General features: G+C 66.2%; 12 protein-coding genes. 9 read left to right on the top strand and 3 right to left on the bottom strand.

Annotated features, from left to right (window positions below):
- The first annotated feature begins 15 nt into the window (after positions 1-15).
- The 5 genes from ARTSIC4J27_RS11715 to ARTSIC4J27_RS11695 all read left to right on the top strand — a co-directional run bounded on the left by ARTSIC4J27_RS11715 (position 16) and on the right by ARTSIC4J27_RS11695 (position 3,546).
- Positions 16-702 carry a hypothetical protein gene (locus ARTSIC4J27_RS11715; protein WP_050055371.1) on the top strand — a complete coding sequence of 229 codons (687 nt, stop codon included), beginning with the start codon at positions 16-18 and terminating at the stop codon, positions 700-702.
- 15 nt (positions 703-717) lie between these two features.
- Complete coding sequence (locus ARTSIC4J27_RS11710) at positions 718-1,224, top strand: HAD domain-containing protein (protein ID WP_050055370.1); 507 nt, start codon at positions 718-720, stop codon at positions 1,222-1,224.
- Between the two features lie 151 nt (positions 1,225-1,375).
- On the top strand, positions 1,376-2,689 hold the full coding sequence (locus ARTSIC4J27_RS11705; protein ID WP_050055369.1) for an inorganic phosphate transporter: 1,314 nt from the start codon (positions 1,376-1,378) through the stop codon (positions 2,687-2,689).
- Positions 2,686-2,907: a hypothetical protein gene (locus ARTSIC4J27_RS11700; RefSeq protein WP_050055368.1), complete on the top strand. Its 222-nt coding sequence runs from the start codon at positions 2,686-2,688 to the stop codon at positions 2,905-2,907. Before ARTSIC4J27_RS11705 ends, ARTSIC4J27_RS11700 begins: the two co-directional genes overlap by 4 nt.
- Before the next feature lie 81 nt (positions 2,908-2,988).
- Positions 2,989-3,546, top strand: coding sequence for a dihydrofolate reductase family protein (locus ARTSIC4J27_RS11695; protein ID WP_050055367.1), 558 nt, complete (start codon positions 2,989-2,991; stop codon positions 3,544-3,546).
- A gap of 66 nt (positions 3,547-3,612) precedes the next feature.
- Here the strand turns inward: ARTSIC4J27_RS11695 and ARTSIC4J27_RS11690 are convergent, their stop codons facing one another.
- On the bottom strand, positions 3,613-4,089 hold the full coding sequence (locus ARTSIC4J27_RS11690; RefSeq protein WP_050055366.1) for a hotdog fold thioesterase: 477 nt from the start codon (positions 4,087-4,089) through the stop codon (positions 3,613-3,615).
- 169 nt (positions 4,090-4,258) lie between these two features.
- Here ARTSIC4J27_RS11690 and polA point away from each other — a divergent pair, with 169 nt between their 5' ends.
- From polA to rpsA, 3 genes are all read left to right on the top strand, one after another.
- A complete protein-coding gene (gene polA, locus ARTSIC4J27_RS11685) occupies positions 4,259-6,952 on the top strand; it encodes a DNA polymerase I (protein ID WP_407681130.1) in 2,694 nt (897 codons plus the stop codon).
- A gap of 61 nt (positions 6,953-7,013) precedes the next feature.
- Positions 7,014-8,303 carry a GNAT family N-acetyltransferase gene (locus ARTSIC4J27_RS11680; RefSeq protein ID WP_050055593.1) on the top strand — a complete coding sequence of 430 codons (1,290 nt, stop codon included), beginning with the start codon at positions 7,014-7,016 and terminating at the stop codon, positions 8,301-8,303.
- A gap of 211 nt (positions 8,304-8,514) precedes the next feature.
- On the top strand, positions 8,515-9,990 hold the full coding sequence (rpsA, locus tag ARTSIC4J27_RS11675) for a 30S ribosomal protein S1 (RefSeq protein WP_050055365.1): 1,476 nt from the start codon (positions 8,515-8,517) through the stop codon (positions 9,988-9,990).
- A 99-nt stretch (positions 9,991-10,089) separates the two neighbouring features.
- Here rpsA and ARTSIC4J27_RS11670 read toward each other — a convergent pair whose 3' ends face one another.
- Together ARTSIC4J27_RS11670 and ARTSIC4J27_RS11665 are read right to left on the bottom strand one after the other, a co-directional pair.
- On the bottom strand, positions 10,090-10,593 hold the full coding sequence (locus tag ARTSIC4J27_RS11670) for a GNAT family N-acetyltransferase (RefSeq protein WP_050055364.1): 504 nt from the start codon (positions 10,591-10,593) through the stop codon (positions 10,090-10,092).
- Positions 10,577-11,266: an IMPACT family protein gene (locus ARTSIC4J27_RS11665; protein WP_050055363.1), complete on the bottom strand. Its 690-nt coding sequence runs from the start codon at positions 11,264-11,266 to the stop codon at positions 10,577-10,579. Before ARTSIC4J27_RS11665 ends, ARTSIC4J27_RS11670 begins: the two co-directional genes overlap by 17 nt.
- Before the next feature lie 184 nt (positions 11,267-11,450).
- On the opposite strand from ARTSIC4J27_RS11665, the gene coaE reads away from it, so the two are divergent.
- Positions 11,451-12,671, top strand: a complete 1,221-nt coding sequence (gene coaE, locus ARTSIC4J27_RS11660; protein WP_050055362.1) for a dephospho-CoA kinase — start codon at positions 11,451-11,453, stop codon at positions 12,669-12,671.
- Positions 12,672-12,699: the final 28 nt, after the last annotated feature.

The raw sequence follows: 12,699 nt of genomic DNA, 5'->3' as shown, positions 1-12,699 counted from the left end.
TGCGACGATGTACGCGTGGAGTCCCTCTTCGATTTCCTCTCAGACAAATGGTGGCTTGTTTTCCCGATGAGCGCGCTGGCCGGCCACTGGGCAAACACGTGGCGCAAGGCCGGGGACCGGCGGCACCAGCGGAAAGTGGAGCTGTACAAGCTCCGAAACCAGGCGCAGGCGGCGGAAAGGGCCTCGACCGCTGACGTGGAGTCGCTGATGGCCGCCCACGACGCCACCAACAAGCGCTGGCTGGAGTACGAGCTCGATGTGGGCAAGCTGATCGATTTTCCCCTCATGACTGATGTCCGGGAGCCCCTCACCGTGGCATTCCTGCGTGCCAAGCGCGAAGCCGACGGGCTGCGGCCGGCGTCGGCTGCGGACATGGCTTCCCCTTCCCGCGTTGAGGCCTACCGGAAAGCAGTGGACGGCTTCGCCGTGGCACTGGATGTGGCGGAGCGCGAGGCCAGGCGCCTGCGGGACAGCAAGTTCACCGGCCCGGAACGCGAGCGGCTGGCCACCGCACGGCAGCTGCTGAAGATCGCGGAGAACCATGCGGCGACGCCCGCGGAACGGCAGGCCGCGTACAAGCGGGCCCGCCGTGAACTGGACGGCCTCATCGTCCTGCCGGACGTCACCGTGGCAGCGCTGGAGGAGAGGATCGCGCCCATGCTCGGCCAGGGTGAACGCCCCGCGGATACCCCGCGCGGCTGATACCCGGAACATCCCGTGCCCCTCCGCACGCTCTATCTCGACGTCGACGGCGTCGTCTGTCCCTTTGGTCCGACAGGGCACAACGGCTGGGGAACCCCGTGGCGGCGCGCAGACGCCGGCTTGCTGCCCGTTGCCTTCGCACCCGAACTCGTGGCTGGGCTCAACACCCTCGCGGCGGCGGAGCTGCGTTGCGTCTGGCTTACAAGCTGGGAGGAGCTGGCGCCGCAGTACCTCTGCCCGGCGATCGGCCTGGACGGCGGGGGCTGGCCCTACCTGACGGCCGAAGGAACCGGGAGCGGCCCCGGCTGGTGGAAGCTCGACGCCATCCAGGACGATGTGGAACGGACCGCGCCCGACGCCGTCGTATGGGTGGACGACCAGCTCGGGTACGAAGCCGAAGCCCTGGCGTGGGCCACGATCATGGGCCGCCGGGTGCTCACAGTCTCACCGGATCCCCGGCAGGGAATCTCGCCGTCGGAGCTGGCGGCAGTCAGTTCCTTCCTCGGACAGCCGCTGTTTTGACCTCCTGCCCGGGGCGCGTACGATCGATAAGGTTTCACGCCGGCTGTTTAGCGCCGCAAGTCATTCCAAGCGAACAGCTGGTGAATTATGCTGTGCAAGGCAGCCGGGGGATAGAAACTGCTGAACGTCGACTCTGCAGATTGGGCAACAGGTGGATATCACCTTAATGGTGGCGCTGGTCATCGCACTGGCACTATTTTTCGACTTCACGAACGGTTTCCATGACACTGCGAATGCCATGGCCACGCCCATCGCAACCGGTGCCATCAAACCGAAGACCGCCGTAACGCTCGCAGCGATCCTGAACCTCGTGGGCGCCTTCCTGTCCACGGAAGTGGCGAAAACGGTCTCGGGCGGCATCATCCGTGAAGGCTCCGACGGTGTGCAGATCACGCCGGACATTATCTTTGCCGGCCTCATGGGAGCGATCCTGTGGAACATGATCACGTGGCTGAAGGGCCTCCCGTCAAGTTCCTCGCATGCCCTGTTCGGCGGCCTGATCGGTGCGGCCATTGCCGGCATCGGCTTCAACTCCATTAACCTCGAAGGCCTCATGCAGAAGGTCATCCTGCCGGCGATCTTTGCACCGCTCATCGCCGGCATCGTTGCCTACGTCTGCACCCGCCTCGCCTACGCCCTGACGTCACGGCACGATCCCGAAACCGGCAGTAAGCTCACGCAAAAGCGCGGCGGCTTCCGGACCGGCCAGATCTTCACATCCAGCCTGGTTGCACTTGCCCACGGCACCAATGATGCCCAGAAGACGATGGGCATCATCACCCTGGTCCTGATTGCGGCCGGCACGCAGACTCCGGGGTCCGGTCCGCAGTTCTGGGTGATCGCCGCCTGTGCCTTTGCCATTGCCATCGGCACGTACGCCGGCGGCTGGCGCATCATCCGCACCATGGGATCGGGCCTCACCGAGGTCAAGCCCGCCCAGGGCTTTGCCGCGGAAACCAGCACCGCCTCCGCCATCCTGGCATCCTCCCACCTCGGCTTCGCCCTCTCCACCACACAGGTCGCGTCCGGCTCGGTCATCGGTTCGGGCATGGGCCGCCGCGGAACCACCGTGCGGTGGAGCATGGTGGGCAAGATCGCCCTGGGCTGGCTCTTTACCCTTCCGGCAGCCGGCATTGTGGGGGCGCTGACTGCGCTGCTTGTCAAGACCGGTGTAGTGGGTGTCCTGATTGCGGCTGTTGCCGGTACTGCAGCCGTTTTGTTGATGTTCTTCTACTCACGCAAGTCCGCCGTCGGCCACCACAACGCCATCGAGGTGGAGGAAGCCGGCCAGGCCGTCCGCTTCGCCAAGAAGAAGGCGATGGCCCGCGCCCGAGCAGAAGCCAAGGCAAAAGCCAAGGCAAAGGCCAAAGCCAACCCCGAAGCCGCACCGGAAACCCCGGCCAAGGCGGAAAGCCCGGCTGACGCGGAAGCTGACGCCATCACAACGAAGGATGTCCAGCGATGAAATGGTTGGAACTGCTGACCGTGGCCGGTGCCACGCTGGTAGCGGCAGTAACTGTGGTGGTCCTCTACTCGCTCGGCGTCCGGCTTACCGCCATCGCCGGCGACGCGCAGCAGACCTCCCCGGGCCTGAAAAAGTCCCTCGCCTACGCCTGTTTCGGTCTTTGCGGGCTGGCCGTGCTCTTCGGCCTGTACCTGATCATTCCGTACTTCTCGGGCTAGACCAGGGAATCAGCGCCTGCCGGCCGTGTGAGCCGGCGGGTGCCCATTGGCCAGACCGGGGCCAGTGGCTAGTCTGGAGCAATGTCACGGATCCAGTACTTTGTCGCCGCGTCCCTCGACGGTTTTATCGCCACCCCCACCGATGACCTTGCCTGGCTCCTGCAGTTCGACGGTTTCGACGGCGGCATGGAAAGCTACGAGGCTTTTATGGCTGGTGTTGGCTGCATCGTGATGGGCGGCGCCACCTACGCCTGGCTCATGGAGCACGAGGCGGACAACTGGCCCTATCCCGGGACGCCCTGTTATGTCTTCACCCGGCACGAGCACACTGCGCCTGCCGGCGCGGATATTACCTTCGTGCGCGGGAACGTGAGCGAATTCATTGCGGACTTTCGGGCCGATGCCGCGGGCAAGAACGTCTGGGTTGTGGGCGGTGGCGACCTCGCCGCCCAGTTCGCCGACGCCGGCCTGCTGGATGAACTCATCCTCTCCGTCATCCCGGTGGTCCTGGGCAACGGCAAGCGCCTTTTACCGTTGGCGGGCCCGACGCCGCCGCTTGAGTTGACTGCATCGCGCGCCATGGGGAGGGGCATCGTCGAGCTGCGGTACCTGCTTAACGGCAGCGCGGCTGACAGTTGAGCGTCCCTACCGGTGGTTGAGTCTGTTCTTTTCGGTGGCTGAGCCTATCGAAAGCCGTTGCGCCGGTTAAACCTGCGGCGGAGCCGCGTTGTCCCGGAGCATGTTGGTGATGCGGGCCGTGGAAAGCCGGCGGCCCTGCTCATCCGTCATCACGATTTCGTGCGTTGCCAGCGTCCGGCCCAGGTGGATTGCCGTGCAGGTTCCGGTCACTGTGCCCGCCGCGATGGAACGGTGATGGGTGGCGCTGACCTCGATGCCCACCGCGTGACGGCCCGGACCCGCGTGCATTCCGGCCGCAAACGAACCCAGCGTCTCCGCGAGCACCACATGGGCGCCGCCGTGGAGGATTCCGGCCACCTGGGTGTTGCCCTCCACCGGCATGGTTGCCACCGTCCGCTCCGGGCTCATCTCCAGGAAATGGATGCCCATTTTCACCACCAGCGCGCCAATACCGAATTGGCCAAGCCAGCGGTGAAGATGCTCCGGGACTCCGGCGGCAGTGAGCTCCCCGGCGTAGGGGCCGGGCGTGAAATTGTCCATCATGGCAACTAGGCTGGCACCTGTGAGTGAAACAACCAAACCGGCCCCTTTCCCGTCCAGTGTCCTCCCGGACCACAACGCCCCGCAGGGCTCAACCGCCCTCCAGGACATCGCAGATCAGGACAAGGGCCCGGCAGAGGCCGGCGGATCGGTATCAGCAACTGCCGCCCCTGTGGTTCCCATCACCGGCCAGCCGCGGCTGCTGGTGCTGGATGGACATTCCATGGCCTTCCGCGCCTTTTTTGCCCTGCCCGCGGACAAGTTCTCCACCGCCAACGGGCAGCACACCAATGCGATCCACGGGTTCACGTCCATGCTGATCAACCTGATCAAGGAACAGCAGCCCACGCACATTGCCGTTGCCTTCGACGTCTCGGATGAAACCACCCACCGCAAGGCCGACTACAGCGACTACAAGGGCGGCCGCAACGAAACGCCCCGGGAGATGAACAACCAGATCGACCTCATCGGCCAGGTCATGGAGGCCTGGGGCATCAAAACCATCAAGATGCCCGGTTACGAGGCGGACGACATCCTGGCAACCCTTGCAGCCATGGGCGACAAGGCGGGCTTTGAGGTCCTGCTGGTCACCGGCGACCGGGACGCGTTCCAGCTGATCACTGACAACGTGTTTGTGCTCTACCCGAAGAAGGGTGTCAGCGACATCCCCAGGATGGACGCCGCCGCCATTGAGGCAAAGTACTTCGTCAGCCCGGCCCGGTATTCGGACCTCGCGGCGCTGGTGGGGGAGACGGCAGACAACCTTCCTGGCGTGCCCGGCGTGGGGCCCAAGACGGCTGCCAAATGGATCAACCTCTACGGCGGCCTTGAAGGCGTGCTGGAGAATTTGGATTCCATCGGCGGCAAAGTGGGCGATGCTCTGCGCGAGAACGTGGAAGCGGTCAAACGGAACCGCCGCCTGAACCGGCTGCACACCGATCTGGAACTTCCCGTCACCCTGGATGACCTGTACGAGCCGCGCCCCGACCAGGCAGCACTTGAGGACCTGTTCGACCAGCTCGAATTCAAAGCCATCCGCGGGCGGCTCTTCGCCCTCTATGGCGACGACGACACACCCGCCCCGGAGCGCGCCAGCATCGAAACGCCTGACTTCATCACGCCGTCGGGCGCTGCGGAACTGGAAGCCTTCCTGGCGGCGGGCGCCGGCCAGCGGTCCGCCCTCGCCGTGGACCTGGTTCCCGGCCGGATCGGCGAGGACGCCGCCGGGCTGGCCATCGTCCGCGACGGCGCCGCGGCCTACATCGACCTCGCCGGCCAGGACGCCGACGCCGAAAACGTCCTGGCGGCCTGGCTCCGCGACCCCGGATCGCCGAAAGTGATGCACGGCTTCAAAGCCGCCTTGAAAGCCCTGACCTCCCGGGGACTTGAGCTCGACGGGGTGGTGGACGACACCTCCATCTCCGGCTACCTCATCGAGCCGGACCGGCGCACTTACGAGCTCGCCGAACTTGCCCAGCACCACCTCAACGTCGGCATCCCGGCCGCCACCGCCAAGGCAGGCCAGCTGGAACTGTCCTTCGACGGCGACGACGAAGCCGCCGCGGGCGCGCTGGTGCAGGCCGCCGCCGTGGTCCTTGAACTGAGCCGCTACTTTGAAGCGGAACTGAAGGAGCGCCGCGCCGAGGAACTGCTGTCCACCCTCGAACTCCCGGTCAGCCGTGTACTGGCCGACATGGAGCTGGCGGGCATCGGCATCGATATGGCCCGGATGGACGAGCAGATCGCAGACCTGGCCAGGGTCATCGACAACGCGCAGGAGCAGGCGTTCGCGGCGATCGGCCACGAGGTGAACCTCGGCTCGCCCAAGCAGCTGCAGACCGTGCTGTTCGAGGAACTCCAGCTGCCCAAGACCAAAAAGATCAAGTCCGGCTACACCACCGATGCCGCCTCCCTGAAGAACCTCCTGGAGAAAACCGGCCACGAGTTCCTGGTCCAGCTCATGGCCCACCGTGAGGCAGCCAAGCTGCGGCAGATGCTGGAGTCGCTGAAGAAATCGGTGGCGGAAGACGGCCGGATCCACACCACCTACGCCCAGAACGTGGCGGCCACGGGGCGGATCTCATCGAACAACCCCAACCTGCAGAACATCCCCATCCGCAGCGAGGAGGGCCGCCGCGTCCGCGGGATCTTTGTGGTCAGCGACGGCTACGAGTGCCTGCTCTCCGCGGACTACTCCCAGATCGAAATGCGCATTATGGCGCACCTGTCCGGTGACGCCGGCCTGATCCAGGCGTACAAGGACGGCGAGGACCTGCACCGGTTCGTGGGCTCGAACATCTTCCACGTGCCCACCGAGGAAGTCACCAGCGCCATGCGCTCCAAGGTGAAGGCCATGTCCTACGGCCTGGCCTACGGGCTGACCTCGTTCGGGCTGTCCAAGCAGCTGGAGATTTCCGTGGATGAGGCCCGCACACTGATGAAGGACTATTTCGACCGGTTCGGCGCGGTCCGCGACTACCTGCGGGGCGTGGTGGACCAGGCCCGCGTGGACGGCTACACGGCAACCATCGAGGGACGCCGCCGGTACCTGCCCGACCTGACCAGCACGGACCGGCAGGCCCGGGAAAACGCCGAACGGATCGCGCTGAACAGCCCCATCCAGGGCTCGGCCGCGGACATCATCAAGCGGGCCATGCTCGGCGTGCACGGGGAGATCCAGTCGCAGGGACTGAAGTCACGGATGCTGCTCCAGGTCCACGACGAATTGGTCCTGGAAGTGGCCGCAGGGGAGCGGGAAGCAGTGGAGAAGCTGGTCACCGACCAGATGGCCGCCGCCGCGGACCTCAGCGTTCCGCTGGAAGTCCAGATCGGCGTGGGTCCCAGCTGGTACGACGCCGGTCACTAAGGGCCGTGTCGCTGGTGGCGGGGCGGGGGAGTCATTGGCTAGGCTCGGTCGGGTGGCTGAACTGAGCGGTAACTATGAAATCCGGCGCTTCCCCGCGGTATCCGAAGGCAAGGACGGCTACGCGGAGGCGGCCACCTGGGCCCGGGCCGTGTCCTTCGGGTTCCACGAGTCCACCCGGACGCCTGAGCATGTGGCAAAGGCACTGGCCACCTACGAAGCCGACGGCCGCGTGCTGACCGGCGCGTACCAGACGGGAGCGGTGGCACCGTCGTCGCTGCCGGCAGACGTTCCGGTGGCCACCTTTGCCACCTTCCGGAAGAGCCTCAACATCGGCTTCGGCAGGACCCTGGAAAGCCAGCTCGTCACGTCCGTCACCGTCCGTACCCCGCACCGCCGGCGCGGCCTCCTGCGCCGCCTGATGAGCGAGGACCTGCGCCGCGCACAGGAGGACGGCATTGCGATGGCGGCACTGACCGCGTCGGAAGGATCGATTTACGGCCGGTTCGGATATGGCGTGGCCAGCTTCGAACGCAAGGTCTCGGTGGACACCACGGCGCGGTTCAGCCTCCGGCACCAGCCCGTGGGCAGCGTGGAGATCGCCGACCCTAAGGTGCTGCTGCAGGTGGCCCCCGAGGTGTTCGGCCGCGTGCACAGGCTCACCCCGGGGTCCATCGGACGGCAGGACTGGTACCGCCAGCTGGCATCGGGGTCGCTCGGCAGGGACGGCAAGGAGGACCCGGCCATCAAGGTAGCCCTCCACTACTCGGAAGACGGAACGGTGGACGGCTACGTCTCCTACAAATTCCTGGGGTGGGACACCGAGCCCTACACCGTGGAAGTGGTTGACCTGGTGGCGGCCGGAAACAGCGCGTACCTGGAACTATGGCAGTTCCTCGCCGCCATCGACCTGGTGGAGCGCGTCTCCTGGGCTGAGGCGCCGCTGGATGATCCACTGGCCTGGGCGCTGACCGATCCCCGCTGCATCGCTTCCTCGGACAGCCGGGACATGCTGTGGCTCCGCATCCTCGACGCCGGCAAGGCCCTCGAAGCCAGGCACTACCCGGCGGCCGGCCGGCTGGTCCTCGAAGTCAACGATCCCCTCGGCCTCACGGCAGGAACGTTCGCCCTGGATGTTGTCAGCGGCCAGGCCGCCGTCGAACGCCTCCCGGAAGGCTCCCCGGCGGACCTGTCCCTGGACATCTCTTCCCTGTCCTCCATCTATCTGGGCGCCGTCTGTCCGGTCACCCTGACGGCGGCCGGCCGGATCGGGGAGGACACTCCGGGCTCGGCGCTGAAGGCGCGGCAGATGTTTGCCGTCGAACGGTCCACGCACTGCCTCACCCACTTCTGACCTGCCCTGGAAGCAGAAGCGGCCGCTTTGACCCGTGTAATGGGCAGCGACTAGAATAAACGGGCGTGTGTTACGTGTGCATCGCTTTGGTTCGCATTTGAACGCACGCAATCAGGATGACCCGGCAATCCGCCGCGCTCCGCCTCCAGGTCAGTACCCGGAAGTGGTGGTCACCTGACCGACTAACTATCCACAACGGAGCCCCTACTACATGACCATCACCTCCACCGAGAAGCCCGGTACCCCCGTAGTCGCCATTAACGACATCGGTACCGCTGAGGACTTCCTCGCAGCAGTCGACGCGACCATCAAGTACTTCAACGACGGAGATCTCGTCGAAGGTACCGTCGTCAAGGTCGACCGCGACGAAGTTCTGCTCGACATCGGTTACAAGACCGAAGGTGTCATCCCCTCCCGCGAGCTTTCCATCAAGCACGACGTTGATCCCGGAGACGTCGTCTCCGTTGGCGATCAGGTCGAAGCCCTGGTGCTCACCAAGGAAGACAAAGAAGGCCGCCTGATCCTCTCCAAGAAGCGCGCTCAGTACGAGCGTGCCTGGGGCGACATCGAGAAGGTCAAGGAAGAAGACGGTGTTGTCACCGGTACCGTCATCGAGGTCGTCAAGGGTGGTCTTATCCTCGACATCGGCCTGCGCGGCTTCCTGCCCGCATCCCTCGTCGAGATGCGCCGTGTGCGCGACCTGGCTCCGTACATCGGCCAGCAGATCGAAGCCAAGATCATCGAGCTGGACAAGAACCGCAACAACGTGGTCCTGTCCCGCCGTGCATGGCTCGAGCAGACCCAGTCCGAGGTCCGCTCCACCTTCCTCAACAAGCTGGAAAAGGGCCAGGTCCGTCCCGGCGTCGTTTCCTCCATCGTCAACTTCGGTGCCTTCGTGGACCTTGGCGGCGTAGACGGCCTGGTTCACGTTTCCGAGCTGTCCTGGAAGCACATCGACCACCCGTCCGAGGTTGTCGAAGTTGGCCAGGAAGTCACCGTCGAGGTTCTCGAGGTGGACCTGGACCGCGAGCGTGTTTCCCTGTCGCTCAAGGCTACGCAGGAAGACCCGTGGCAGACCTTCGCCCGCACCCACGCCCTCGGCCAGGTTGTTCCGGGTAAGGTCACCAAGCTCGTTCCGTTCGGTGCGTTCGTCCGCGTCGAAGACGGCATCGAAGGCCTGGTCCACATCTCCGAGCTGGCTGTCCGCCACGTGGAGCTGGCAGAGCAGGTTGTCTCCGTTGGCGACGAACTGTTCGTCAAGGTCATCGACATCGACCTCGAACGCCGCCGCATCTCGCTGTCCCTCAAGCAGGCCAACGAGGGCGTCGACGCCGACAGCACCGAATTCGATCCGGCTCTGTACGGCATGGCCGCAGAGTACGACGAAGAGGGCAACTACAAGTACCCCGAGGGCTTCGACCCCGAGTCCAACGAATGGCTCGAAGGCTACGAAGCACAGCGCGCAGCCTGGGAGCAGCAGTACGCTGACGCCCAGACCCGCTGGGAAGCACACAAGAAGCAGGTTGCCCAGCACGCTGCCGACGACGCTGCAGCTGCAACGTCCGGCGACAGCGACTCCGGCACCACCAGCTACTCCTCCGAGCCTGCTGCCACCGACACCGGTGCCGGCACCCTGGCTTCGGACGAGGCACTTGCTGCTCTCCGCGAGAAGCTGACCGGCAACTAATTGCCACAGGCCCTTTCCGGGCTGACACAACGGACCCCCTGCCTTCGGGCAGGGGGTCCGTTGTTTTAACCAGCTTCTTCGCCGGTCAGCGGCTTCCCTCTAGAGCACGACGACGGCCCGTACCGTTCCATCCTCGTCCGGAGTCAGTGTTGCCCCCGCCGCAGCCAGGATGCGCTGGGCCCCGATGTTTCCGGCCAGGGTGCGGGCTGCTACCTCGGTGAGTCCGGCCTTGCGCGCCTCGGCCAGGACAAGGCGCAGGGCGGCGCTTCCGATACCTCGGGAGCGGAAGCTCCTGCCGAGCCAAATCCCGGTTTCCGCTGTTTTCCGGCCGTTCCCGGAGTCGACCTTTTTAAGCCGAATGGAACCGGCGGGGCTGCCGCCGGTGAAGATGGCCCAGGTCTTCTCGCTGGCTTCCCCGTCCAGTCCCTCTGACGCCGCCCGGTGGTAGCTGATGAACCATGCGGTCCGTTCCAGGTTCCAGCCCGGCCCGCCGAGCGGGGGAGCCACCTCGTCCGGGGAGGCATCGCGTTTGGCCAGGTCCAGGAGCTGCTCCAGGACCGTTTCATCCACGTCTACCAGGGATACGTCAGGAGAGCGGGACATCCACCCATTCCGTTCCTTCGGGGGTCAGGACGGCGGTGCCTGCGCTCAACAGCTGGAGGCGCTCCGCGGCGCCGGCGATGGCCGCAGTGTTATCCGGTACGGCCACCCGCAGGACGGTGTGCCTGGCGGCGTAGCTTGTCTCGGCCATCACGAACCCGGCGGCGCGGAGGTCGTTTTCCAGCCGGCCCGCAGCAGTGTGCGGCACGTCCGCCGCGCAGATGCGTAACCGGCTCCGGCGCACCATAGGCACCAGCGCCAGCGCTGAGGACACGGACTCCGAGTACGCGCGGACCAGGCCGCCCGCCCCCAGCAGGACCCCGCCAAAGTAGCGCACGACGACGGCGCTGACGTCGCTGAGGTCGGCCGCGCCGGGTGCCGTTTCCCTCTTGGCCAGTGCCTCAAGCATGGGGATCCCTGCTGTTCCCGACGGTTCGCCGTCATCACTGGAACGCTGGATGTCCCGGTCCGGGCCGATGATGAAGGCTGAGCAGTGGTGCCGGGCATCGTGGAACTCGCGGCGCAGGCCTGCCACCAGGTCCCGGGCGGCTTCTTCCGTGCCTGCCCGGCGCAGGACAGTGATGAACCTGGAGCGCTTGATCTCGATCTCGTGGCGGAAGTCAGGGCCGGGAACCAGTGTGGTGTAGCTGGCAGCCCGGCTCTCGTTCTCTTCCACCCGCCCAAGTCTAGTTGTGGCGGGTGGGCCATGCCGCGAGGGCAGGGAAGCGGTGGGTGGGCCCACGCCGCGAGGGCCCCGGCCCGAGCTTGCGAGGGCAGGGAAGCGGTGGGTGGGCCCACGCCGCGAGGGCCCCGGCCCGAGCTTGCGAGGGCAGGGAAGCGGTGGGGATTAGGGTGGTGGAGTGCTGAAAATCGGGTTGACGGGCGGAATCGCATCAGGGAAGTCAGTCGCTGCGGCGCGGCTCAGGGAACGCGGCGCGGTGCTGGTGGATGCTGATGCACTGGCACGGGAAGTGGTGGAGCCGGGCACCGAAGGCCTTGCGCGGGTCGTCGCCGAGTTTGGCGGCGGGGTACTCGACCAGGATGGCCGCCTGGACCGGCCGAAACTGGGCGCCCTGGTGTTCGGAAACCCGGAGCGCCTCGCGGTCCTGAACGGGATCGTCCATCCGCTGGTCCGGTCGCGCGCTGCGGCCATCGTTGCGGCAGCGCAAGACGATGCCGTGGTGGTGCAGGACATTCCGCTCCTCGTCGAGACCGGGCAGGGCAGCGACTTCCACCTCGTGGTGGTGGTGGACGCACCGGAGGACATCAGGCTGCAGCGGATGCTGGACCATCGGGGGATGACGGCGGAGGCTGCCCGTTCACGGATGGGAGCCCAGGCAAGCCGCGAGGACCGGCTGGCCGCTGCCGACGTCGTCCTGCATAACTCCGAAAGCCTGCAGGACCTGGTGGACCAGGTGGACCGGCTCTGGGACCAGAGGTTAGTGCCCTTCGCCGGCAACCTTGCGGCGGGAGCGCGCGCCAACCGGCATGGAGGTCCCGTGCTGGTGCCCGCGGATCCGCTGTGGGCCCAGCAGGCTCAGCGGCTGATGAGCCGGATTGCCAAGGCCCTTCCCGTGGAGCAGCGGGACGCAGTGCGGCTGGACCATATCGGGTCCACGTCGGTTCCCGGCCTGGAGGCCAAGGACGTCATCGACCTGCAGCTGACCGTGCCCGACATTCAGGCCGCCGATGCCCTGGCTCCCGCTCTGGCCGCCGCCGGGTTCCCCGTGGTTCCCGGCATCACCGCCGACACCCCCAAACGCAGCCGCCCAGACCGCCGGGACTGGCAAAAACGCTTCCACGTCAATGCTGACCCCGGGCGGGACGTCAACCTCCACGTCCGGGCCGAAGGCTCCGCGGGCTGGCGCTTCGCCCTGTGCTTCCGGGACTGGCTCCGCGCCGAACCCGCCGCTGCCGCGGAATATCTGGCGCTGAAGCGACAGCTGGCGGCCGCCCACTCCGGTGACCGGTCCACGGCAGGTTACGCGGAGGCGAAGGAAGACTGGTTCACCGCCGCCGAAGAAGCCCTGGAACGGTGGGCCGAAGCCTCCGGCTGGCAGCCGCCGTCGTCCGGCTCCTGACCCGCCGGGCACCGTCCCGCCGCCGTCG

The sequence above is a fragment of the Pseudarthrobacter siccitolerans genome, assembly GCF_001046895.1.
Taxonomy (GTDB): Bacteria; Actinomycetota; Actinomycetes; order Actinomycetales; family Micrococcaceae; genus Arthrobacter; species Arthrobacter siccitolerans.
Note: the sequence above shows the minus strand (reverse complement) of the source record. Positions and strands in the feature narration are given on the sequence as shown.